The sequence below is a fragment of the Ningiella ruwaisensis genome (assembly GCF_004798935.1).
GTDB classification, from domain to species: Bacteria; Pseudomonadota; Gammaproteobacteria; order Enterobacterales; family Alteromonadaceae; genus Glaciecola; species Glaciecola ruwaisensis.
The window spans coordinates 1-24,881 of record NZ_RAHT01000006.1 but is presented as its reverse complement, the minus strand read 5'-3'; the positions used below and the strand labels follow the sequence as shown (position 1 = coordinate 24,881).

At 43.3% G+C, this 24,881-nt stretch carries 20 protein-coding genes; 10 read left to right on the top strand and 10 right to left on the bottom strand.

What is annotated here, in order from left to right; all coding sequences use genetic code 11:
* Positions 1-4: 4 nt before the first annotated feature.
* The gene (locus tag D6V41_RS12730; RefSeq protein WP_136251917.1) at positions 5-3,256 is read right to left on the bottom strand and encodes a S41 family peptidase; all 3,252 of its coding nucleotides are present in this window, start codon (positions 3,254-3,256) and stop codon (positions 5-7) included.
* A gap of 309 nt (positions 3,257-3,565) precedes the next feature.
* On the opposite strand from D6V41_RS12730, the gene D6V41_RS12725 reads away from it, so the two are divergent.
* Positions 3,566-6,232, top strand: a complete 2,667-nt coding sequence (locus tag D6V41_RS12725; protein ID WP_241664542.1) for a DUF305 domain-containing protein — start codon at positions 3,566-3,568, stop codon at positions 6,230-6,232.
* Positions 6,233-6,308: 76 nt separating this feature from the next.
* Positions 6,309-7,175 carry a tRNA isopentenyl-2-thiomethyl-A-37 hydroxylase MiaE gene (gene miaE, locus D6V41_RS12720; protein WP_136251916.1) on the top strand — a complete coding sequence of 289 codons (867 nt, stop codon included), beginning with the start codon at positions 6,309-6,311 and terminating at the stop codon, positions 7,173-7,175.
* Between the two features lie 9 nt (positions 7,176-7,184).
* Here miaE and D6V41_RS12715 read toward each other — a convergent pair whose 3' ends face one another.
* The 3 genes from D6V41_RS12715 to D6V41_RS12705 form a co-directional block, all read right to left on the bottom strand.
* Positions 7,185-8,075 (bottom strand): hypothetical protein, encoded by an 891-nt coding sequence (locus tag D6V41_RS12715; RefSeq protein WP_136251915.1) that lies wholly within the window; start codon positions 8,073-8,075, stop codon positions 7,185-7,187.
* Between the two features lie 159 nt (positions 8,076-8,234).
* Positions 8,235-8,963 carry a UDP-2,3-diacylglucosamine diphosphatase gene (gene lpxH, locus D6V41_RS12710; RefSeq protein WP_136251914.1) on the bottom strand — a complete coding sequence of 243 codons (729 nt, stop codon included), beginning with the start codon at positions 8,961-8,963 and terminating at the stop codon, positions 8,235-8,237.
* 5 nt (positions 8,964-8,968) lie between these two features.
* Positions 8,969-9,463 (bottom strand): peptidylprolyl isomerase, encoded by a 495-nt coding sequence (locus D6V41_RS12705; RefSeq protein ID WP_136251913.1) that lies wholly within the window; start codon positions 9,461-9,463, stop codon positions 8,969-8,971.
* 191 nt (positions 9,464-9,654) lie between these two features.
* Between D6V41_RS12705 and cysS the strand changes: the two genes are divergently transcribed.
* Entirely contained in the window at positions 9,655-11,061 is a 1,407-nt protein-coding gene (gene cysS / locus D6V41_RS12700) for a cysteine--tRNA ligase (RefSeq protein ID WP_136251912.1), read from the top strand.
* Between the two features lie 33 nt (positions 11,062-11,094).
* Here the strand turns inward: cysS and D6V41_RS12695 are convergent, their stop codons facing one another.
* Positions 11,095-12,795, bottom strand: a complete 1,701-nt coding sequence (locus D6V41_RS12695; protein WP_241664541.1) for a lytic transglycosylase — start codon at positions 12,793-12,795, stop codon at positions 11,095-11,097.
* Between the two features lie 112 nt (positions 12,796-12,907).
* Positions 12,908-13,708 (bottom strand): hydroxyacylglutathione hydrolase, encoded by an 801-nt coding sequence (gene gloB, locus D6V41_RS12690; protein WP_136251911.1) that lies wholly within the window; start codon positions 13,706-13,708, stop codon positions 12,908-12,910.
* Positions 13,709-13,838: 130 nt separating this feature from the next.
* Between gloB and D6V41_RS12685 the strand changes: the two genes are divergently transcribed.
* Positions 13,839-14,609 (top strand): methyltransferase domain-containing protein, encoded by a 771-nt coding sequence (locus D6V41_RS12685; protein WP_136251910.1) that lies wholly within the window; start codon positions 13,839-13,841, stop codon positions 14,607-14,609.
* Positions 14,610-14,668: 59 nt separating this feature from the next.
* Here D6V41_RS12685 and metG read toward each other — a convergent pair whose 3' ends face one another.
* Positions 14,669-16,711 (bottom strand): methionine--tRNA ligase, encoded by a 2,043-nt coding sequence (gene metG / locus D6V41_RS12680; protein ID WP_136251909.1) that lies wholly within the window; start codon positions 16,709-16,711, stop codon positions 14,669-14,671.
* Between the two features lie 121 nt (positions 16,712-16,832).
* Here metG and apbC point away from each other — a divergent pair, with 121 nt between their 5' ends.
* Together apbC and dcd are read left to right on the top strand one after the other, a co-directional pair.
* Positions 16,833-17,984: an iron-sulfur cluster carrier protein ApbC gene (apbC, locus tag D6V41_RS12675; RefSeq protein WP_136251908.1), complete on the top strand. Its 1,152-nt coding sequence runs from the start codon at positions 16,833-16,835 to the stop codon at positions 17,982-17,984.
* A gap of 128 nt (positions 17,985-18,112) precedes the next feature.
* Positions 18,113-18,706 (top strand): dCTP deaminase, encoded by a 594-nt coding sequence (gene dcd, locus D6V41_RS12670; RefSeq protein ID WP_136251907.1) that lies wholly within the window; start codon positions 18,113-18,115, stop codon positions 18,704-18,706.
* Positions 18,707-18,737: 31 nt separating this feature from the next.
* Here dcd and D6V41_RS12665 read toward each other — a convergent pair whose 3' ends face one another.
* Positions 18,738-19,553: a 2OG-Fe(II) oxygenase gene (locus D6V41_RS12665; RefSeq protein ID WP_338324266.1), complete on the bottom strand. Its 816-nt coding sequence runs from the start codon at positions 19,551-19,553 to the stop codon at positions 18,738-18,740.
* Positions 19,554-19,676: 123 nt separating this feature from the next.
* The gene (locus D6V41_RS12660) at positions 19,677-21,266 is read right to left on the bottom strand and encodes an L-lactate permease (RefSeq protein WP_136251906.1); all 1,590 of its coding nucleotides are present in this window, start codon (positions 21,264-21,266) and stop codon (positions 19,677-19,679) included.
* 297 nt (positions 21,267-21,563) lie between these two features.
* Between D6V41_RS12660 and D6V41_RS12655 the strand changes: the two genes are divergently transcribed.
* Together D6V41_RS12655 and D6V41_RS12650 are read left to right on the top strand one after the other, a co-directional pair.
* Positions 21,564-22,133: an exopolysaccharide biosynthesis protein gene (locus tag D6V41_RS12655; RefSeq protein WP_241664540.1), complete on the top strand. Its 570-nt coding sequence runs from the start codon at positions 21,564-21,566 to the stop codon at positions 22,131-22,133.
* Positions 22,134-22,278: 145 nt separating this feature from the next.
* Positions 22,279-22,626: a hypothetical protein gene (locus D6V41_RS12650; protein ID WP_136251905.1), complete on the top strand. Its 348-nt coding sequence runs from the start codon at positions 22,279-22,281 to the stop codon at positions 22,624-22,626.
* Positions 22,627-22,641: 15 nt separating this feature from the next.
* Here the strand turns inward: D6V41_RS12650 and D6V41_RS12645 are convergent, their stop codons facing one another.
* The gene (locus D6V41_RS12645) at positions 22,642-23,463 is read right to left on the bottom strand and encodes a M90 family metallopeptidase (protein ID WP_136251904.1); all 822 of its coding nucleotides are present in this window, start codon (positions 23,461-23,463) and stop codon (positions 22,642-22,644) included.
* Positions 23,464-23,634: 171 nt separating this feature from the next.
* On the opposite strand from D6V41_RS12645, the gene D6V41_RS12640 reads away from it, so the two are divergent.
* Together D6V41_RS12640 and D6V41_RS12635 are read left to right on the top strand one after the other, a co-directional pair.
* Positions 23,635-24,201 (top strand): RNA polymerase sigma factor, encoded by a 567-nt coding sequence (locus tag D6V41_RS12640; protein WP_136251903.1) that lies wholly within the window; start codon positions 23,635-23,637, stop codon positions 24,199-24,201.
* 97 nt (positions 24,202-24,298) lie between these two features.
* On the top strand, positions 24,299-24,679 hold the full coding sequence (locus D6V41_RS12635) for a DUF6768 family protein (RefSeq protein WP_136251902.1): 381 nt from the start codon (positions 24,299-24,301) through the stop codon (positions 24,677-24,679).
* Positions 24,680-24,881 lie beyond the last annotated feature (202 nt).

Sequence of the window (24,881 nt, the reverse complement as noted above, 5' to 3'; positions counted from 1 at the left end):
CGGCTCAAATTTCGTCAAGCGCCTCTTTGATAGCGCGCTCCAACTGCTGATCTCTTCCTGCGTCGATGATGCCAGGCATGTTTTTCACCTTGACATCTGGCGCGGTCTCATTGTTTTCAAGCCATTCTCCAGCTTTGTTTTTAGCACTTACTGGTACCACGCCCCAGTAACCGCCAGTGGGAAGACCTTCCCAGCCTGCAAAGCTGCAGGTTCCCGGTACCGGCATGCCCACCGAAACACCTAGATCCAAGTCCTGAAAGCCGCTGGCATAGCAGTGTCCATCACTGTACATCGCTTCATTAAACAAGGTGACCACTGGCTTGGTATAACGAGAGGTTGGTTCTCCGCCCACAACACGTTGCTCAGTTGCATAGGTTAAAAACGCTTCGCCGGTAAAGAACATGGCAAGGTCTGCCACCAAATCGCCGCCGCCATTGTAGCGGGTATCAACAACCATGGCTTTTTTATCAGAAAAGCGTCCCATCATTTCATCGTACACGTCTCGGTAGGGACCATCACTCATGCCTGGGATATGCACATAGCCTAGCTGACCATTGCTGCGCTTGAGCACTTCTTGTTCATTGATTTTAATAAATCGCTTATAAAGAAGGGCTTGTTCCTCTCCCTGAGAGATTGGCTTAACGGTAATTTGCTGAGATTGCCCTGCAGTATCAATGAGATCCAGCAAGACAAACTTGTCAGATTTCAGGTTAAGCAATTTAGCCCAGTCCATATTGGCTTCGACTTTTTCACCATCAATATGCGTTATCAACATGCCCGGTTTCACATCAAAGGCTGCTTTATCGAGCGGACCACCGCTAATTACTTCAGTAATTTTGATACCAGCATCATCGTGTGAATAGTCGAAGAAAATACCTAAAGATGCCGTATTGTCTGCATCTGGCAATCGAGGACGGTATCCTGCGCCAGAATGAGAGACATTTAGCTCGCCCAGCAATTCACTCAGTAATTCAGTAAACTCATATTCGTTACCTACGTGAGCCACTTTAGGCGCATAAGCTTCGCCCATTTTCTTCCAATCCACACCATGATAAGTGGGTTCATAAAAGATTTTTGCGGTGCGCAGCCAAACGTGTTCGAAAGCCTGTTTGCGGGCTTCCTCTTCTTTTATTACAACTTGCGCATTCACGCTGATTTGCTCTTGCGAACCTTTTTCCAAATCGAGTTTGGAAATATTTCCGTCAGCCAAGAGGTATAAATTTTCCATATTGGGATCCCAGCTTAGCGAAGCGCGTGAAACCCCAAGCCCAATCGCTTTTTTGGTTTCTTTGGTACGCAGATTGGTTTCCCATAAATCTAATTTATCTTCAAATTGAGTGAGGTAATAAAGTGTTTGTGCATCTTTGCTTAATACTGCATCTGCCAGACGAGATGAATGCAAAGTCAAACGCGCGATACGCTCATTCAAACCTTCTAATTCGATTTCCAGCGGCTCGACTTCTTCTTTACTGTCATCGTCATCCGTTTCGTCGTCGCTTTTAGCGTCTGTCTCTTTGTCAGCCTCTTTTTCTTCATCTTTCTGGGCCTCTTCAATCGCCTGCATAAGTTTGTAGTCATCTTCACTTAGGCGGAACTCATCCCAAGCGTCTTGCGTGAAAAACAAAGAATAGACGTCATTTTCAGTGCGACCACTCGTAGCATAACTGCGCAATCCGTCTCTGTCGCTCATCCAAATAATTTGCTTGCCGTCATTTACCCATTTAGGCGAGTAATCAAAGTAGCCACTTGGCACGAGCACCTGCATAGCCTCATCTCCCGACGCTTTGATCATTGCGATATCATAATTATGAAGCTGTTTTTTGTGCTCAAACAGTATCCATTCACTATCCGGGCTCCAGCTAAAGTTCATGTCACCATCACCAAAATGGATAGCAATATCGGGCTTAAGAAGCGTTACAGATTTGCCGGTTGCCAAATCCATTACTTTTAGTGTGCGTCTGTCTTCTACATACGCAAGTTTTTTGCCGTCTGGAGACACTTTTGGTAGATAGTTGTCTTTTTCATTTTCTATTAAGCTAGATTCTTTAATCAGCGTTGCTGCATAAAAGAATGGCTCCTGTTCGCGTACTTTTGTTGACTTGAATATACTCCATTTACTGTCGCGCTCAGAGGCATAAAGGACAGCGTCTCCCTCGTCAGAAAAGCTGACAAAATTTTCCTGTGAAGGTGTATCTGTAATCTGTTTGGTAAAGGCACCATCTACTGAACTAACGAATACGTCGCCTTTTGCAATAAAAGCAATTTCTTTTCCATCAGGTGAAATGGCCATGTCGGCAATTTCACCATTTACCGACACTCGCTCCTGCTTATTATCAACATCTTGCGTTCTAATACTGATTTTTACTTTTTGAGCCTGCGTTTTACCGCTGCTCGCGTCTAGCGTATAGAGTTCCCCGTGATATGAAAAGGCAAGGGTGCCATTTCCATAAGACAAAAAACGAACTGGGTGCGTATTAAAGTCGGTTAATTGCGTGCTTCGAGAGGGCCGGTCCAAGTCCATTCGATACACATTAAAGCTACCGTTTTTCTCACTTAAATAAAATACCGCATCGTTTTCGTCTGCAAACACTGGGTTGCGATCTTCACCTTCAAATTCGGTAATTTGTCTGTGCTCTTTTGAATCTATATCAAAGGTCCAGATATCTCGAGTAATGGCGCTTTTGTGATGTTTACGCCACTTGTTTTCGGTGCCTTTGTAATCATGGTAAATCAGCGTTTCACCGTTTGGACTGAACTGAGCGTCTTCGGCAGGTAAACTGAAGACTTGCGTTATTCTGCCGCCAGAAGATGGAACGCTATACAACTCACCCATGCGGGAGCTTGGATACTCTCTGTTTTCAGAAGTATCCATGCGCTGCCCACCAAAAATAATCGCCGCATTATCACGTGTGAATGTATAGGGCTCTTCGTTGGCAGAATGGAAAGTAAGACGTGTGGCTTCGCCGCCTGCGGCACTCATGGTATACACATCGAAATTACCAAAGCGGTCGGACGCAAAAGCAAGCTGCTGTGAATCATGGCTCCAAACGGGATTGTAGTCGTGCGCTTTATGAAAAGTTAAACGAGTTGCCTGTCCACCAGTGCTGGGAACAGAATAAATATCGCCTTTGTAGGTAAAGGCAATATGTTGCCCATCTGGTGAAATAGCTGGATATCTTACCCATTCAGGCGTGATTTCAGCGAGAGTGCTGGCACTAAATAGTGCGAGTGAGGCAATGCAGATAATTCGCTTCATAGGTTCTCTTTTTAATCGTTTTTAGATACACATAGTTTTATAAACAACAAGATACACTATAGGCTATAAAGCATTAACTATTAAATTGTAAATGTTTTTGAATCTGACGGTGCCTTGCTTATGTTGGATCGCCTCATCTAAAAATAAAAGCTATTCGCAAAAATCTGTTCGTAAAATTCTGTTCGTATAATTCGACAAGGGGCATCAACACAAAGCATGTTTATTTACATAATGTTTGTGTTTATAGTGAGGAGGTCCATCGGCTTTTGCCATTATAAATACTATAAGAACAAGAACTCAAGGTGACTCATGTCTGACAATCGTTTGGTTTTACAAACCCGTTTAGTAACTAAAATGCTTCCCTTTAAAAAAAGCGCAATCGCGCTTATTTGCGCGTTCGCTACCTTCACCAGCTCTGCGGCGCAGGCGCAAGAGGTTCCAATCATTAAACCAGGCGCACCCGGGCAAACGCCACGCGCAATTTCGGCGGATGAAGCAATAAAACTAAGCAATACCTCATTTACCAAAGATGATGTGAGTTTTATGCAGAATATGATCCCCCACCATGGGCAGGCTGTTGAAATGGGGCATCTAGTAGAAGATAGGACCAACAATCCCCAGATTATTGATATTGCCGGGCGCATAAAAAAATCGCAAGACGATGAAATTGCGTTCATGAAGAACTGGCTGCAGGAGCGTGGACAAGCCGTTGAAGTCCCTCATCATATGCATATGGACCATTCCATGATGGGGATGGCTACCCCAGCACAAATGAAGGCACTTGAAGCGGCAGAAGGGGTTGAGTTTGATCGCTTGTTCTTAACGCTGATGATCCCTCATCATGAAGGGGCCATTCGCATGGTAGATGACCTATTGGAACAATCAGGGTCCGCCTATGACCCTATCTTGTATAATTTTGTTAATGATATTCTGGCAGACCAAAAAGCCGAGATTACCCAAATGAATAAATTGCTTGAGGGCTTATCTAGCGACCCTCGAGTTGGTTTGAAAGCCGGATTTAGAGATGCGGGCGAGGCAATTAGCAATCTGGTATTGCTTGCTTCTCTGCCTAAACCCGCAGGTTTTTTTGACCCGGATAATCCTGCAAATATTCCACCGCTTGTGTCTGAAAAGGAAGCAGATATTACAAGCGAAGATGAATCAAATAATCATGCACAGCAAAACGGTCATGATGGACACCATAGGCATCATGAAAAGCAAAGTGAGAGTTCTGATGATGTTGCACAAATTGAAAGCGCTGAAAGAGATGAATCTGACGGGGCTGATGCAAAAATGGAATATTCTGAGCGTTGGCCACTTTTAAGTTTTTGGAATACCGATATGGCTTTTGCCGGGGATATTCTGGTGGCGGGAAATTATCATGGTTTTAATATCTATCAACTAGATGAATCAGGCTTGCCGAAGCTACAAAGCTCTGTTGTATGCCCTGGTGGTCAGGGCGATGTTTCCATTGTCGATGATTTGCTGATCATGTCGGTTGAGCAGACGCGAGGACGGATAGACTGTGGTTTAGAGGGCATTAGTGAAGATGTAAGCGAAGAGCGTTTCAGAGGCTTGCGAATATTTGACATATCAGACATTACCCGCCCGGCGCAGGTTGGCCTGGTGCAAACCTGTCGAGGCTCACATACCCATTCGGTTGTATCTAAAGATGAACAAAAAATTGTTGTATATAACTCCGGAACCGCTGGCGTTCGCGACGCGAAAGAATTAGCGGGCTGCATTGGTGAAGTCCCTGGAGATGAGCGTACTGCCTTATTTAGAATTGACGTTATTGAGATACCCATTGATCGTCCTCAAGATGCGCGAATTACGTCAAGTCCGGCAGTGTTCGCTGATGAGGAGGGCAGGGTAGCAGGCCTTTGGCTTGGGGGAGACCACGGTGAAGGTACTCAAGAAACACGCCCCACAGATGAATGTCATGATATTACGGTATTTCCATCGCTCAATTTAGCTGCAGGCGCTTGTTCAGGTAACGGAATCATTTTGGATATATCCGACCCTTACAACCCCACGCGTATTGATGCCGTTACCGATCCCGGCTTTGCTTATTGGCATTCTGCAACCTTTAATAACGATGGCACAAAGGTACTCTTTACTGATGAATGGGGCGGGGGAACGCAGGCACGCTGTCGCGCCTCAGACCCAATTACATGGGGAGCAAACGCTATATACGACATCCAGGATGGCAAGTTGAATTTTGCCAGTTACTACAAAATTCCGGCACCGCAATCTGATGTGGAAAATTGCGTAGCACACAACGGCTCCCTTGTGCCAGTGCCGGGGCGTGACATTTTTGCGCAAGCCTGGTACCAGGGTGGCTTGTCGCTATCAGACTTTAGCGATAGCGCGAACCCGGTCGAAATTGCATATTTTGACAGAGGCCCCGTTCATGAAGATAAATTAGTGGTTGCAGGCTATTGGTCAACATATTGGTATCAGGGCAAAATCTATGGAACAGGCATAGTAAGAGGTCTGGACGTGTTTGAATTGTCACCCAGTGAATTTTTGACCGAGAACGAAATAGAAGCTGCAAAATTAGCGAACATGGGCGAAGTATTCAATCCGCAGCAGCAGTTTCCGGTAACGTGGCCAGCCGAGCCTGTTGTAGCAAAAGCGTATCTTGATCAACTGCATCGCGATTTTGGTCTTCATCAAAACCAATATAACGAAGCAATGATGTTAATGGATAAAGCACAGCAAGCCTTCGAAGGGAAGCAACAAGATAAAGCACTGGGGAGCCTATTAAAAAACCTGGTGTCGGGTTTGCGTCTTGCCTTAAATAAGCAAGATCACACACAAGGCCACACACAGGATTTTGTACAGAAAGACATAGAGAATAATACAAAGACGCAAACTAGAACGGGTACTGCGGCGAATGCTAAGGCCCTAAACGAACGCCTGGCAATGCTGGATAAAAATTTACAGGCAATGGCTGAGCGACTTGGCGGCTAAAGTTTTTATTCATGTGGGAGCGCCATTTTGTTATTATTGATTAAAGCTAATATGACGCGAACAAGACGCAGACAATATGATCGACAATACTGAATTGCTTGCACCCGTGCATGCGTTTTTAAAATGCGAAACTCCAAAAACATGGATTAATGAAGCGAAAAAGCCCGAGCACCTTTCGGTGCTGTTAACCGATCATTTAATTTGCGAGCTAAAAGCTGCGCAAAGCGCCATGTTTTTGATTCGTCGATATGCGGTTGATGAACAAAGCGCCAGCGCGCTACTTGAGTGGCTTGCGCCCTTTGAGCATTTTGCGTATCGAAAGGAAGGCGACTGGCGAGACTTGAAAAATGCGCAGCGCTTATCCAAAACAATGATCCCCAAAGCGGGCAGTGCGCATGGTCAAGAACTAATAAATAAAATGGTTTTGCTGATTAAAGAAGAGCTACATCACTTTTTTCAAGTGCTTGAAATGATGCAGGCCTATAATATTGAGTATGAGAATATCAGCTCGTCTCGCTATGCCAGAGGCCTATTAAAGCACGTGCGCACGCACGAACCTGCCGCGCTCATTGATAAGCTGATCTGCGGCGCCTTAATTGAAGCGCGTTCTTGCGAACGTTTTGCCGCCATTGCCCCTCATTTAGATAAGCCACTGGCTGATTTTTACATCTCCCTGTTGCGCTCTGAAGCGAGACATTTTGAAGATTATTTGAGCCTTGCAAAAAGTATTGTTCTTGAGGATTTTAAAAACGCACAAGGCAAAGACAATGGCAAATACAAAAATGAAGAGCAGGCTTTAGCGGCGTTTGAATCGCGCGTCCAATTCTTGTCTTTAGAAGAAGCTGATTTGATTCTTTCACCCGATAAAGATTTTAAATTTCATTCAGGTGCGCCGATCCAAGGCCGTGTAAATTTGAACGAGGAATTGAGTCAGGTTTCGTGAATGCGAAAACTACTGCTTGATTAAATGAGGGCCGGAGTTAAGTAGTTCGTCTTCCACTTCAAAAGTTGCATAATATTCACCTGCCAACAATTCTCGCCCGCGTCCTAGCTCAAAGCGATATAGCTGAGCGCGATCCGAACTAAAGCTACTTCTTGCGATAAGTCGATCGTCTGGGCTGTAAACACGCACCATTACATTGGTCGTGGGAGCTTTACTGAATTTTGGCCGTACCATAATTTCTTTGAGGCAAACCAATTCGTCAAAGTCGGGCTTTTCACATTTGCGACCTGAAATATAAACCGACTTCAAGTAGATAGGGTTTTCAATATCCGATTTAAGTTGTGCATTTTCAGCTTTGAGCTTTTCTATTTCATCGATCAGTTGCTCGGTATCAGGAGAATCCGATGTTTGTTCAACCAGACTTTCCAGTTCCTTTTTTTCTGCCCTGAGGGTATCTAACTGGGCGGTGGCAGATGCTAGTTCCTGACGGGCAACTCTTAATTTCGCGCTTTGCGCGTTGCAATTAGATGCGCTGGCAGCATTATTATTGGCATAGGTATTGACTCTGGCATCAAGCTGGGCAGCTTGTTCATTCGCAAGTGCAATGGCATCGAGGCGAGCGACTTCACATTGACGTAAGTTTTCAGTACTGTCAGTCAGCAGTCTCTGTGTCTCTTCCAATACACCTTCTACGATATTCACCTGGCGTTGATTATCGCGCATCTGAATTTGAATATCGATGAGTTCTTCTTGGAGTTCGTCCCGTTCTTCCAACAGATTAATGACAAATTGCGTATCAAAAATACCCTCTTCAGACGGCGTCTGATTTACATAATACACCACCAATACGATGATATTGATGCAGAGCAATATTAGATACTTTATGCTGCGATTAAACACGCGAAAGTCCTTTTCAAAAAGGTAGCTGAATTTAGCAATGAATGTAGCAAAGTCTACACAAAGGTCCTTACAGGAGTCTTGACTTTACCCTTTTTTAAATACTTTCGCGCAATTATTCACCATTTATGTGTCAGTGCCAAGTGCAAATTGATGATTCACTCAGAAAGGACGCACTTCAAGACTGAGTTCATCCGGACTTGCGCGCAAAATAGAACCTTGGTCGTACCAATCGCCAAGCACGATTCGTTGTCTTGCCCGCCCATCCAAGTTGAAACGATGAATGTTTGGCCGATGCGTGTGGCCGTGAATAAAGTAATCGACTTCAAATCGGCGCATTGCTGCGTCAACCTCTGAGGGAGTCACATCCATAATGTCAGCGGTAAGCACTTTTTGATTATTTTGACTGGTTTTACGGCCATTTTCCGCTATGCGTCTGCGCCATGACAATGGAAGGGCTAACATTAATTTTGGCCACCACCATCCGCGCGCTTTTTTTCGGAATTTCATGTAAGCCTTGTCGCGCGTACAAAGCTCATCACCATGACTGATTAGTGTTTTACGCCCGTATAAATCGATGACAGCTTGTTCGGGTAAAAGCTGCATACCACAACGCTTGGCAAAGCCTTCTCGGATCGCGAAATCGCGGTTTCCATGAATAAAATAGACCGGTAACTTATTGGCAACCTGCGCAATGGTATTTGCAATATGTTCACTAAAATCAGTGATATCGTCATCACCTATCCACACCTCAAATAGATCGCCTAGTATGTAAAGCGCCTCGGCTTGAGGCGCCTCATTTTGCATAAAGTTATCAAAGCAGGCCGTGATGTCTGGCCGCTGGGCGCTTAGGTGCAAATCAGATATAAAAAAGGTGATAGATGATGACACAAGTTTTACTCGTCGATGCGCGCCGATTTAATGATAACGTCTTCAACAGGTACATCTTGATGAAATCCTGAATTGCCGGTTTCAACCCCTTTGATTTTTTCAACCACATCCATGCCGTCAGTCACTTCAGCAAATACACAGTAACCATAGCCATGCGCATTAGGTGCACTAAAATCCAGAAAATCGTTATCTTTTACGTTAATAAAAAACTGAGCGGTTGCAGAATGTGGGTCGTTTGTCCGAGCCATAGCTACCGTACCCACTTTGTTGCTCAAGCCATTGTCTGCTTCATTTTCGATTGGATCGCGAGTTGATTTTTGCTGCATTCCAGGCTCAAATCCACCGCCTTGAATCATAAAGTTGCCAATTACTCGGTGAAAAATCGTGTTGTTATAAAAACCATCTTTTACATACTGCTTAAAGTTTTCTGCTGTTTTCGGTGCTTTGTCTTCAAAAAGTTTAAGTGAAATATCGCCAAAGTTTGTTTCTAAAATAACCATAATTGTTTAATTACCTTTTTAAGTGTAAACAGTAAACATGTGCTAAAGCCGCACATTTGAGGATCATGTTAATGCGTTCAATGCACCTGCCGACGCAAAAGCCGCTAAAAATAGACGCCAATGGTAGCTTAAAAGCCTTGCCTGATGCTAGAATTCACACAAATTTACTTAACACAGAATAAAAAATAAGCATGTCTGAGCTTAAAATATACAACACTCTCACTCGTAAAAAAGAAGTCTTCAAGCCACTTAACGACAACAAAGTGGGGATGTATGTGTGTGGGATCACAGTATATGACCTTTGCCACATGGGGCACGCTCGAACCTATCTAAGTTTCGACATAATTGCCCGTTATTTGCGGCATTTAGGCTACGACCTTAAATATGTGCGCAATATAACCGACGTTGACGATAAAATTATTCAGCGAGCGAATGAAAACAAAGAAACGCACAGCGAACTGACCGAACGCACCATCAAAATGATGCATGAAGATTTTGCCGCACTTAATCTTGTTGAGCCAGATGTTGAACCGAGAGTAACTCAGCATATGGATGAGATTATTGACGTAATCCAGCGGCTGATAGATAAAGGTTATGCGTACGTGCCTGATAGTGAAAAGCAAAATAAAGACGTATTGTTTGATGTGAGCGCATTCGACCGCTATGGCGAACTGTCAAAACAGGATTTATCTCAATTAGAAGCGGGTATTCGTGTCCAAACCACATCCGATAAGCAGGATCCACTGGACTTTGTGCTTTGGAAAGCAGCGAAACCATCAGAACCGAGTTGGCAAAGCCCATGGGGAGAAGGGCGTCCAGGATGGCACATTGAGTGTTCTGCTATGAATCACAAGCATCTGGGCGAGCATTTTGATATTCATGGAGGCGGTTCCGATCTCATTTTTCCTCACCATGAAAATGAAGTTGCTCAGTCATGCTGTGCATTTGACACAAAGTATGTCAACACATGGATGCATACCGGCATGGTGCAGGTAGACAACGAAAAAATGTCCAAGTCTTTAGGCAATTTCTTTACGCTTAGAGATGTATTGGCCAAACACGATCCTGAAACCTTGCGATTTTTCTTGATGAGCGCCCACTATCGTAGTCAGTTAAGCTATTCGCAAGAGAACATAAATCAAGCCCGAAGCGCACTGGAACGCTTGTATACTGCACTGCGAGACGTCGAAGCAAATATGACTGTGTCACTAAGTGAAAGCGCATATTTAAAACGATTTGAAGACGCCATGAACGACGACTTTAATATGCCCATTGCATTTTCGGTGCTCTTTGATGTGGCAAAAGAGCTTAACAAACATGACAAATCTTCTGAGCAAGCAAAGGATTTAGCGGGAGTCCTTAAAAAGCTCGGGGATATCTTAGGCATACTGCAGTCTGAGCCAAATGATTATTTGCAAGGAAATGCCCAGCCCGGTAATGATGAATTTGCAGCTCAGGTAGAGATGCTAATCCAAAAACGCAATCAAGCTCGCAAAGATAAAGATTGGGCAAGCGCGGATGCAGCTCGCGATGAACTCACGAGCTTAGGTGTGGTGCTTGAAGATGGACCAGAGGGTACCGTTTGGCGCAAAGCTTGACTTAAGTAATATGTAAGCAAGCTATAATCGCGTTTAGCTGCGTTGTAGCAAAAATAAACGCAGCTCTTGTCCTATCTGCAAATAGTCATTTTTGGAAATCCCGTTCCATCGCATAATATCGCGAACTCTTACACTAAAGCGTTGGGCAATGACTGATAATGAATCGCCGGATTTCACTTTGTAATTGACCACGCTTTTTGCCGCATCCGGCTCATCAGATATCAAGCTTGTGTAAAGTGCAAGCTTTGAGCCCAGTTTTAAGGTCTCAGAGCGTTTAATCTTGTTCCATGAAGTAATGTCTTCGATACTTACATTGTACGCTCGTGAAATGTCCCATAGAGTGTCACCGGAGGATATGGTGTGATAAATACGAGTGTTTTGTTCTACGTTATTGATTGCATCGCGGTTTATGGCGTCAAGCTGTATGCTTGCTAGTTGCTGCTGGTCAATAGATAAATCGTCCAATTGAGATACCGAAATTGGCACCAATAAATGATCGCCAGCATAAATGGTGTTGGAGCGCATGTTGTTTACGCGCTTTATTACATTAACCGAGGTGTTATAGGCAAGCGCAATTTCACCAATGCTGTCACCTGATTTAATTTCATGTCTGGCCCAGTTTAAACGCTTAGTGTCAGGAAGTTGACTTAAAGCCAAACTAAAATCGCCTACCTTGTTTGAGGGCAAGACCAGGTAATGAGGGCCGTCGGGCGCGGTTGCAAAATGTTTAAAACCGGGATTTAAGGTTTTAAGTTCATCTACACTTAAACCAGCCAAGTCAGCTGCAACCGACAAATCTAGTTGCCCACCAATATCAACGATTTGGATAACTTCAATATTGTCAATTTCGGGCCAGACAAAATTATAATTATCTTTGTTGCGCAATATTTCAGCAAGCGCTAGCAGCTTTGGAACATAAGCACGCGTTTCTCTGGGCAGATCCAGGGACCAAAAGTCTGTGGGTTTCCCATTCCGTTTGTTTTTTCGTATCGCTCGTTGAACACGTCCTTCACCACTGTTATAGGCAGCAAGTGCGTGCATCCAGTTTCCATCAAACATTTTATGAAGGCGTTTCAAATATTCAATTGCGCCTTGAGTGGAGGCGATTACGTCCCTTCGGCCATCGTACCACCAGTTTTGCGCCATGCCGTGATTTTTGCCGGTAGAGGGAATAAATTGCCATATGCCTGCCGCTTTACCCGGTGAGTATGCCAAAGCATCAAAAGAGCTCTCAACGATAGGCAGAAGTGCAATGTCAAGCGGCATATCGTGCGCTTTTAGCTCCTGAACAATATAAAACAGAAAAGGCTCTGCACGAGCTGACACCACTTCCATATAATTGGGATGCTTTAAAAACCATTTTTTATGTTTGTTGATTCGAGCCTGGTCTGCGGGCACTTTTAATGAGAGATGGTCTCCGATGTAATGCCATAAATTATCATAAACCAGATTTTCGCCTTTTTTGGCCTTTGGCAAGCTAACGGTTGTCGGTTTCGTTTTAGGGTGGATAACGGGACTTACACCGTCTTGTGCTGCAACGCAGGCTTCATCGTCTAACTTATTTTCATCCTCGGCGTTTTCGTGAATATCACTGCAGATGATTAGTGCTTTATTCTCTAAACTATTCAACTTGGCATTTTTATCTGTATTACTGGTAACAGAGCATGCGCCGAGTAGAACTGAGAGAAAAATCATTGCGCATAAGTGATTGAATTTTTTATAGGAAAACTTCATAAGACCTTATATTATTTTATTGCTAATATTTTTTGAAACGATGTGCTCAAACGTTTTGCCTCAACAATGTCGGCATAGTGGCAGGCAATCATACGTAATACTCAGACATTCGTTAAGCAAAATTGTCTTTAGCGGCGCGTATTGCCGCAAAGGTGCTTATCGCATTCTCATTTTGCAATGTTATCTGTATTCTTTGGCTTTGCAATTTTTCTGCCACACTCGCTTGAAATGACCTTTTATGACACTGTAAAAAAGGATTAATTTCGCGCTGTTGTTCAATAGTGGAGGGCAGCGTTATCCTATTTTCAGCTCTTTCAGCCTTCGCCCAAGTTTCATACTCGGCCAGCGCCTTATCGTGCGGTAGCAAAAAACGAGCGAATTTAAGATTAGCTAGCGTATATTCGTGGGTGCAATACACCTTTAAATGACCGGGTAAGGCAGACAATTTGTCCAAAGAAGCTAAAAACACATCAGGCGTGCCTTCAAACATGCGTCCACAGCCAGCTGAAAAAAGTGTGTCACCGCAAAAAAGCCATTGTCCGTTGAAAAAGGCAATGTGATCGAGCGTGTGACCAGGGGTCTCAAGCACTTCAAAACTGACTAAGTCATTTAAAATGCTTATCTTATCGCCTTCTACCAAGCGTGTGTTTACGCCAAGAATTTTATCGTTCACTGGACCAAGGACATGTACCGATTGACACGCATCTTTTAAATCCAACACACCACCAGTGTGATCATAGTGATGATGCGTTATTAAAATGTCACTCAATACAAGCGAATTATTTTTAAGAAATTGCAACACGGGCGCGGCATTACCTGGGTCAACAACCGCCGCGTGTGTATCATTGTGAATACACCAGATATAGTTGTCAGTAAAGGCCTTGATAGCGGTAATATGTAGTGCTGAGCTCATTTTTGCCTCGCGAAATGTGTTGACCTTTCGTTTAGTTGCGATAACTTTAGGGATTATTCCTCACTCATGCAAGTGCATATCGTTTAAGATAAGTCATATTGAGTATCAACCTTAGGAGCTTAAGTTGTTAATGCGTGAAGCGCGTAGCCACACTCGCCCTAAATATCCCGAAAAATGGCTGGCCTTAAGCCAGGGCGCGAATGTGAAACGAGAGCTTGAAGTTGCACTTAAACCCATTTTAGAGCGAGTATTTGGTTACTACTTTGTTAAGCTTGGTAATTTAAGTTCACAAATTAACACAAAAGCGTGCCCTATCAGAGATCAGTTTTGTTTTGCTCAAACCATCATAGAACAAGCCAATGTTAAATCTGAATCTTGTAAGTTGCCGCTACAAAATAATAGCGTAGATGCTTTTTTGTTGGCAGCGGAGCTCGATTTTGCGCAAGATCCTCATCAGATAATCCGTGAAATAGACAGAGCGATAACGGCGAATGGTCATGTCATTATTGCGGGCTTCAATCCTTTTAGCCTTGCTGGCGTTATGAAGTATTTACCCATAAATCGCAACAACCTGCTTCATGAAGGGCGATTTTTTACTGCTGCGCGTATCAAAGATTGGTTGCAGTTATTGGACTTTGAAATTATACAGCAGGAGCAGGTAGTATATTCGGCATTATTTATGCGAAAGCGACTAAATCAGCGAAGCCGTATTCAAAAATGGTGTAAGCGCTATTTACCTTGGTTTTCAGGGATGTACGTCATTGTCGCGAGAAAGCGCGAAGTCCCGCTGTCGCCCATTAAACCCAAATGGAAACTTAATCCCAAGTTCAGCTCAAGTGCGGCAGGGGCAAGTATTCGCTCGTTTTATCGCACTCAAACGCAGGATAAGCCTGATCTGTAACATATTGATGTCCAATCTGGCGATATCTTGGCGAGGATGAGTTTGAGATATGACTATAGTTACTTAACCCGCATTCCCGGCTGTGCGCCATCATCCGGATTTAATATGTACAAATCACTTCCACCTGGCCCTGCTGCGAGCACCATCCCCTCTGATACCCCAAATCGCATTTTTCGCGGCGCAAGGTTGGCAACCATCACTGTGTGCTTTCCAATAAGTGTGGACGGGTCGTAAGCTGATTTAATGCCAGCAAATACCTGACGGGTTTCGCCGCCTAAATCCAATTCCAGGCGAATTAATTTATCCGCTTTTTCGACCGCTTCGGCATTGACGATCTTTACGACGCGCAAATCGACTTTGGCAAAATCTTCAAAACTTATTGTGTCGCTGATTGGGTCTTCAGCCAGCTGCCCTTTGTCTGACGCTACATTTGCCACCTGGCTTTTTGTTTCTTTCAGATTTTCCTTGCTTGCTTCAATCATCGCATCAATCTTATCGATTTCAACTCGAGACATCATGGCTTTAAATTTGTTAATTTCGTGTCCTAGCTTGAGGTCTTTTGCGGCATCCCAGCTAAACTCGTCGTTCAAAAAGGCCTGAGCTTGTTCTGATAATTTGGGTAGCACAGGCGTTAAATAAATCATGAGTATTCTAAATAAGTGAATGCCCATTGAACAAACATCGTGGGTATATTGCTGCTTGCTTTCATCTTTAATCGTCACCCATGGCGCTGCCGCATCGATATATTGATTGGCTTTATCTGCCAGAGCCATAATATCGCGTATTGCTTTATTATATTGACGAGATTCAAAATACCAGGCGATGTCATCTTCTGCTTCTTGGAATTGCTTAATTAAGGCTTTATCTTCAATATTGTTGGAAAGTTTGCCATCAAACTTTTTTGTGATAAATCCTGCACAACGTGACGCAATATTTACAACTTTTCCAACCAGATCAGCATTCACTTTCTGTGCTAAATCGGGCAGGTTTAAATCAATATCCGTCACACTATCATTGAGCTTGCTGGCGTAGTAATAGCGCAGATACTCGGGGTTTAAATGTTGTAAATAGGTTCGCGCTTTTATGAAGGTTCCGCGTGATTTTGACATTTTCGCACCATTTACGGTAACAAAGCCGTGAATGTTGACTTTTGTCGGCTTTCGAAACCCGGCTCCCTCAAGCATGGCAGGCCAAAACAGGCAGTGAAAATAACTAATATCTTTACCAATAAAGTGATATAGCTCTGTGTCATTTCCTGTTTGCCAATACAATTCATGGTCAAGCCCATTGGCATCGCAGTAGTTCTTAAAACTTGCCATGTAGCCAACAGGCGCGTCAACCCATACATAAAAGAATTTATTTGGCGCGCCCGGTATTTCAAAACCAAAATACGGCGCATCTCGACTAATATCCCATTGCTGGAGCCCTTGTTCAAACCACTCGTTAAATTTATTCGCCATTTCTTTTTGAATAGCGCCTGTGTTTATCCACTCTTTGAGCATGCTTTCAAATTGTGGCAGGTCAAAAAAGTAATGCTCCGATTCTTTCATGATAGGCTCTGCGCCTGACACCACAGATTTGGGGTTTTTAAGCTCCGTTGGAGAGTATGTTGCGCCGCAAACATCACAGCTATCGCCGTTTTGGTCTTCTGCACCGCATTTAGGACAGGTTCCTTTCACAAAACGATCTGGTAAAAACATTTGTTTTTCCGGATCAAACAATTGATTTATCGACCGTTTTGAAATGTAGCCATTCTCATCTAAGCGCTTGTAGATTAATTCGCACAACGCTTTGTTTTCAGGAGAGTGGGTAACGTAGTAATTGTCGTAATTGACATAAAAATCCAGTAAGTCCTGATGATGCTCTTGTCTGGTTTGCGCCACCATTTCTTCTGGCGTTATGCCAAGCTCTTGCGCTTTGAGCATGACAGGTGTGCCGTGAGCATCATCTGCACATACGCTAAAGCAGGTGTGGCCTCGTAAACGCTGAAACCGAACCCAGATATCGGTTTGAATATGCTCCAATAAATGCCCGAGGTGAATCGACCCATTTGCATAGGGTAGAGCACTGGTGGTTAAAATTCGGCGCTTTCGAGATGACATGTAATGCGATACCTTTCACTTTAGATTATAGTAGTTGGGCGCAGATGTTAGCCCAAAAGGGCTATTTTGCAAAGCGCTCGATGTTACTGGGACTTAAATTTAACAGGCTCTAAGAGAACTTATGTTTTTTAAACGCAATAAAGATAAAGCAAAAAACAGCGATACTGATCCATCAAGTAAAGCATCAGTTGAACGCTCACTGCAAACTAAAGTACTACTGGTATTACAGAAATTTTTTGCAGACAAAAGTGAAATGAGTGCCCAGCAGACGAGCTTAGTTTCAATCGAGCGCTTGAACGATAGTGCAATTGCACTAAAGCTTGGTTTTGTATGCGAATTACAAAATCAGGCCTTAATAGAAGCGTTGAAGTCAAATATCTCGGAATTAGCGCAAACGAATATAAGCATTCAGTATAACGTCCCGATTTTTTCAGCCAAGCAGCCGCATCTTGCCAATGTGAAAAATGTTATTGCGGTATCTTCCGGAAAAGGCGGAGTAGGAAAATCGGCAAGCGCCGTAAATCTTGCGCTTGCACTTTCTGCACAAGGGGCGAGAGTAGGGATTTTGGATGCAGATATTTATGGCCCGTCCGTTCCTATCATGCTAGGGACCGAAAATGCATCGCCAGAAAGTCAAGACAATAAGCATATGCAAGCAATCATGGCGCACGGGCTTGCGTCGATATCTATCGGTTACTTAGTTAATAATGAGCATGCGTCTATTTGGCGCGGACCGATGGCAAGTAAAGCGCTTACCCAACTGGCTAAGGAAACGCGTTGGCCTTTATTGGATTACCTTATTGTTGATATGCCTCCGGGCACGGGTGATATTCAGCTTACCATGGCTCAGCAATTGCCGCTTACTGGCGCTATTGTCGTCACCACGCCTCAGGATATCGCGCTGTCTGATGCACAAAAAGGTATTGCGATGTTTAATAAACTCGATGTTCCGGTTTTAGGTCTTATTGAAAACATGAGTTATTTTGAATGTCCTAATTGCCAACACAAAACCCCCATCTTTTCAGAACACGGTGCACACAGACTGGCGCAAAAATACCATTTGCCTCTGCTAGCACAAGTGCCGCTCAACATGATTGTTCGTGAGTGTGCAGACAGCGGTAAATCCTTGATTTCTGAACATCCGAACCATGCAATCACGCAAGTTTATTTAAATGCTGCAGTTAAGCTTTCCTGGCAGATGCTTTTATCCCTTGAGGTCTCAAGCCAGGCAAAATATGCAGCGAATGCCATTGATATTACAAAACTCGACTAACAGGCTTGCACCCCAGGTAAAGTCTGCGCATAATCAGCGCAGATTTTATGTAAGGCTCAAAGCGTTACCTGAGCACTTTCTTATTTAGCATTTTCACAAGCACTTATTTATGAGGTTTAGGGTCAACTATGCGTTTATGTGACACGGACATTATCCAATATTTGAACGATGGAAAAATCGCCATTCATCCAGCCCCCCTTCATGAACAAATAAGTGGCGTTACGGTTGATATTCGCTTGGGTAACAAGTTTCGTGTCTTTCAGGATCACGCAGCTCCCTTTATCGATTTGAGCGGACCAAAAGCCGAGGTGCAAGCTGCACTTGATCGGGTGATGTCTGATGAGATTGAAATTGCTGAAGAGGAATCCTTCTTTTTGCATCCGGGTGAATTAGCCATTGCCGTTACCCTTGAGTCGGTAAGTTTGCCCGATAACATTGTTGGTTGGCTAGACGGACGCTCGTCGTTAGCACGCTTGGGGCTGATGGTTCATGTTACGGCACATCGAATTGACCCGGGCTGGTCAGGAAATATTGTATTGGAGTTTTTTAATTCAGGGAAGCTTCCGCTTGCCTTAAAACCGGGCATGAAAATTGGCGCAATCAGTTTTGAAATGCTCTCAGGCTCTGCAGCTAAACCATACAATGCGAGGCTTGATGCAAAGTATCGCAATCAAGATGGTGCGATTGCGAGTCGAATTAGTGGAGATGGCGAAGACGACTAACTCGACGTCGTCTTTCCAAAGCGCATAAGCTTTAGGCCGGTGGGTCGACTTTTTCGGCCGTACTCGTGTTTACTCTAAACCAGCCTGCAATAGAGTATCGATGCGCCGTTGCAGGTTTAACTTCATGTTCAAATTCTTCAGACAGAAAAACGCACAGGGTGCCGTATTCTGGCAGCACTTTCAAACCACTTTCATCGCCTGTATTTTCATAAATTTGCAGCTCGCCGCCCATTTGCGCTTCCCAGCTGGGGTTGAGATAAGTCACCAAGGATAAAATACGATTGGTTTCACCTTTAAAGGCATCAAAGTGGCGTTTGTAAAAATGACCGGGTGCATAATGCGCAAAATGACTTTCAAAAGAAAATAAGCCTAAAAACAAGCGCCTATTCAAATACATTTGCAAAGCATGCGTCCATTGCAGCCATTTTTGACCGGCAGGACTTTCACCGTTGATCCAGGCAATCTCATCGTTTCGGATTTTGGCGTTTTGCTGGTTATCCAATTTACGGCCAATACTGGCTTCAGTGAATTTATACTCCGGCATATTAACCATGTGAAAATGCAGGGCGTCACAAATTTCAAGAGGGAGCGCTTTTGGTAAAACACAATAACCTTTGCTTAATAAGTCCAAGGCTATTTGTTCAAATATCTGTTCGTCTTCAATAGATATTGGGCTGGCAACAGCAGGATAAATGTTCTGATTAGCGCTCGCACTGACACTTGAATCCAGTACCGTTGATTCAGACGATAAACTTGCTGATATTTTTTGCGTCTTGGCTTGTAAAAAAGCGGCTTCAGAAGCTTGCTGTAAGTCCAAGGGACATGCGGTCTCGGTTAGGGATTTCACTGTCAGAATAGTATCTTAAAAAATTTTCTGCTTTTTACGCGCTTTTAAAAGTTTGTACAAGCATTTTTTTGTATTGAGAACGGTGATAATCAGCTTAGGCATGCCACTGCTGCATCTTAAGCGCTAAGTCAGTAAAACATTTGCGGCGACCCCCACGAGAATGCCGTAGAGCAATACAACGATGGCGGTGCGTTTGAGTATTTCACCGTCCATATTTTTAAGCCCAAGAATGGCACTTACTGCCACAATATTATTAATACAAACCATGTTTCCCATGGCCGCTCCCACTGATTGCAGTGCCAATATTTTGTTGGTATTTAAAGAAAGCTGCTCAGCAATACTGAATTGAATGGTGCCAAAGCTTAAGTTTGATATAGTGGCAGAACCGGAAAAAAATGAACCCAATGCCCCTAAAAACGAAGCAAGCATTCCCCAATGTTGTTGACTGAGATCAGCAAGGTTTAATCCGATTTTATTGACTGGGGACGACAGACCTCCTGCCATCATTAAATTAACAAATATTAGCGCTCCAACTAGCGCTACAGAAGGCATCAGCATTTTGTTACTGGTGTCGATAAGTGCTACTTTTAGTTTTTCAGGCTGAAACCATTGCATGGTCAAGTACCCTATCAAAAAGAACGGAAGTATAGATGGGACATACAACAGGCTATGAGACCATACCTCGCCGGTATTAAAAATATTGCTTAAAGACAATACCAAAGAGGCGCTGATAGCGAACTCACCGAGCACACCCAGTTCGATGATCAGCGACGGTTCCGTTAACTGAAGCAAAGCTTTTAAGCCTATGGCATCAATCCTTGTTAAAGACAATAGAAGTACCGTCCCCCAGATTGGGAAGCTAGCCTTGGTCAGTTGGCCAATGCTGACTCGAGCAAGGCCAGATGGAGTTTGCTCCTCGTCGGGCTTTTCAAGACCGATTGAGAATTTTGCAAACACGACAGTTAATATAAGGCCGAGTAAGCCGCCGATAAGTGAGGGGAATTCCAGACTGTAATAGCTAATCAGCAAAAATGGCAAGGTACAGGAGAAAACCGAAAGCAGAATAAAAAGTAAATTTTTGATGATGGTTTTATAACTGTCTACCACAAACATGAGTCCTGCGATGACAACAAAAGGAGCCGCAAAAGTATTTAACAAAGCAGAAGAGAACGCGATGCCAGATAGAGTTTCTTGGCTGATGGGAACCAGTGACAATCCAAACCACATCGGCGTGCCGACAGCACCGAAGGTGACGGGAATGGTATTCATGATCAAACAAAATATCGCAACTTTTAGCGCCGGAAATCCCAAACTGAACAATATCGGCGCGGCAATCGCTGCGGGAGTTCCAAATCCGCTCACGCCTTCAATCAAAAATGCAAAAGCCCATCCTATGATCATTAGCTGTGCAACAGGATGACTGCTGATCGTATTCAACCAAGCTTTGATTGTGTCGAGTGCGCCAGTTATTTCCATACAGCGGAACAAAAAAATTGCGCCGGCAATAATACTTATTGGCGTTAATGCAGTGAGCGCGCCACTAATAAGCTTGGCGTGTATCAAATTAAGCTCGAATTGAAAAACAGCTATCAGGAGCAAATAAACAATGAATGCACAAAGTGGTAATGCCTGATAAGAAGGCATGTTATTGCGCTTGGTCATCAAAATGATCAGTAAAATAACTGGCAAGTAGGAGAAAATGAGCTCTGTCACCTTAGAACCTTAAATCAGTATTGACCAAAAAGACAATTAAAAAGGAAAGCGTATTTAAATTGTACGCATCAATTCGGTAGTTACTCAAGCCCGAAAATGCTTGGCTCTTTTAAAGTAAGCATTGCGCTTTAGATTAACATGCTAATTAATCAGCATGGCGCGTTGCGTTTTTGTTGAGGTTTAACGTTTAAAAAATAGCGCGTTGAGAAATAGCGCGACTCAAGCGAAAATTAGACTTTGTGCTAAGCTTACTCCCTTATCCCGCTTTACCAGACCATTAAAAGAGAAACGACGCCAGTGAAACTTACGCAAGTACTCAAGAAAATGGCCAATGATACTAAAGGTGAGACAACCACTTTAAATGATGTGGTTGCGCAGTTAGAAAGCAGAGGCTTTGGCCCATTGCTCATTGCACCTGCGCTAATTGCCTTGTTGCCGACTGGCGCTATTCCATCCGTTCCTACCCTGTGCGCCTTAAGCATCATTTTAATTACTGTTCAGCTAATGTTTGGTCAACAACATCCATGGCTTCCAAAAAAACTCAAAGAAATTGAGATACAAAGAGATACGTTAAAACAGAGCGTGGAACGATTTGAACCTTACACTAAGCGTATTGATAAAGTGTTTAAACCGCGCCTGAGTTTTTTGACCAATGAAATTGGAAAGCGCCTTATCGCTGCGCTGGCAAGTATTACAGCACTTTTAATGATACCGCTTGAAATTGTCCCCTTTGCAGCAGCTATTCCAGCCGGTGCAATAGTGCTTTTAGGTTTAGGCTTGAGCACTGAAGACGGCCTGATGTCTATTTTTGGCGTGGCCCTATCTGCTGTGAGTGTTTATATTGTATACACTCAAGTGTTGGCCTAGTCGCTTCGTTGAACACTTATTAGACAAATAGCGCGAACTTTTCATCTTGTATTGATCTGTATCTATTTATCAGCTCACATTAAGCTTTGATGTGTCGATAGCCTTTGATACATTGCGCGTCGTTTCTGACTTCTTGAGGTATAAGATGACTCAGCCAAATCAAATTGACAATTTAAAAAATGAGCTTTCACATTTTTGCCTGCAATCGGCAACGCATGTTCAAAATTTACGAACGCTTTTAAGTAAAGAAAACCTTGATGGATTGAGTGCGCTTTGCGTGAAACTGCATATAGACGCTCAAAATATATACGCGTATATGTTGGCCCATTTGTTAGATGACGCCTTAGAAGAACTTGCTCAACACAATGTTAATAAAGCGCGGATCGAGCATCTCGTGAAAGAAATTGAAGAAGAAATCTACGATGTAAGCGAGCAACTTGTAGGAACACTTGTGCTTTTTGATCGTCAACTTGAAGCACGCCAATGTGCATAACTCGAATTTTCCTCACTACCAAATAACCGGATTCACCATATAATAAGCTGACAGTTGTTCATAAAGTTTTGGATGAAAACGCTTTAAGTCATGAGGTTTTTCAAAAAATACCTCGCTGGCCACTGCGAAAAATTCAGCTGGATTGCTTGCACCGTAGTAATCGAAAATAGAGGGTTCACCATTAGCCATTTGTGTATTAAGTATGGCAAATTCTTCCGACAAGACATCGGCCCACTTGCGTAAACTTTGGTTTCGCGCTAAACGGGGAGCACCGTTGGCTGAGCCGTTCTCCTGGTCAAGTTGATGGGCAAACTCATGAATGACGACGTTGTGCCCATCGTCGGGCAAATGTGCTCCGCTTATCGTATCCTGCCAGGATAAAACCACCGTACCTTGTTCCCAGGATTCTCCTGCCAGGATGCTATTTTGAAAAAAATGCACCCCATCTGGGTTCGCGCTTTGATGCGATTTTACAAATGCGCGCGGGTAAACAAGAATGCGCTTAAGCTTGGGATAAAAGTCTGTTTTTCGATTTAACAACAACAAACAAGCTTGAGCCGCAATGGTAACGCGAATGTCATCGTTTATGACCACGCCATTACACCCAATAAACTTTTTTTCAGCCAAGAACACCTGTATGTGTTTTTTAAGCTGCAGTTGCAAATCGCTCGGCATTTTTCGAAAGTAGGGCACTCTTTTTTGAATAATTGAGCGCCAGGCCTTTGGAAAGGCTTTGCTTGTGATCTGAGCGCGTTTGCGGCGCTGCCAAAAGGGTTTACCAGCAATCAGGCCAATAATAACGGCCGCTATGATACAAAGAACAAATACAGGAAGCATGGGAAACTCAACACCTTTGAATTACAACTATGTATGCATTGTGGCGCTTCATTTCAAGTTACAACGAATTGAGAACGATTAAAAAGCCTTATGATCATCACGACCATATGCATCGAGTAAATGTATAAAAATAAATCGAACCGATTTAAGCCTAGTAGTGACCTTATATTTATGAAACGAAATGCCGAACAAATATTAAGTGAGTACTTGGTGATCAGTTGCCAGTTGGGCGAAAAAGACGCCTTTGACCGTCTTATCACACTTTGGTATCCAAAGCTCATGCGATATGCGCGATATACCCTGCGAGATGAAACACGTGCGCAGGATGCGGTGCAACATAGCATGGAGGCGCTTTGCAAGTCCATTAAGAAGCTGGATGATCCGCAAGCTTTTCCTAAGTGGATTTATCGAATTTTACATTTTAAATGTGCCGATCTTATTAGTCAGCATCAAAAGCAAAGAGTCGTTATCGACGCTTTGACGCAGGAAAATACAGTCGAAGACCAGCCATATAATAAAATCGATGAAACGCCACCTCTTGATGAACTTGATGCAGCCTTATCTGCATTACCAGCAAAGCTTTATAAAGTGGTTCATCTTTATTATCTGGAGGGGTTTTCTGTGAAAGAAATTGCCGAGCTTATTAATGTTCGAGAAGGCACAGTAAAATCCAGAATGTATGAAGCAAGACAGATGCTCAAACGGCATGTGGAGAAAAACGATGATGCAACTAATTGAATTCATTATTTTATTACTTTTAATAGTGATTATGTTGTTACAGCAATTTAAATAACTTATGAAAATGGTAAGCAACGCTTACTGTGAGGAGAGAACGATGAGCGATATAAACAAGAAAATACTACAGACGCTTAAAGATGACGAGCTCAAACAATCTAGCTTGAATGAGCAGGATGCAAACGCGCTGGATCTGATAAAAGAAAGCTTTCATGGAAAATTTAAACTGACTTTTATTTTTGTAGTGGTGATGCAGTTATTGTTAGCAGGCTTCGCAATTTACGCAACTGCTCAACTATTACAAGTTGAGCCTCTTGGAGAAAAAATAGAATGGTCTGTGGCCATAATCGTATCTGTGCTCGTCTTTGCGATTGCCCGTATTTATTTCTTTTTAGAGCTTAATCGCCTTTCAATTTTACGGGAGCTGAAACGCGTTGAACTTCAGATAGCTATAATAAATGAGGAGAGAAATACACAGTAGCCACGACATAACATGCATAAAACAATCGATGAAAATGGAGTTAAAAAGATAAGGCCTTGTATTTGTTTATTTTTGATGCTGAGCGATTTATATTCAATCGCTCTGACTACTTTAATATTTCCGTAAAAACGGTGGATTTTTTTCAAGTAATCAATATAATGCACAACCTCGGTCGGTGTGTGGCGCAGCTTGGTAGCGCACT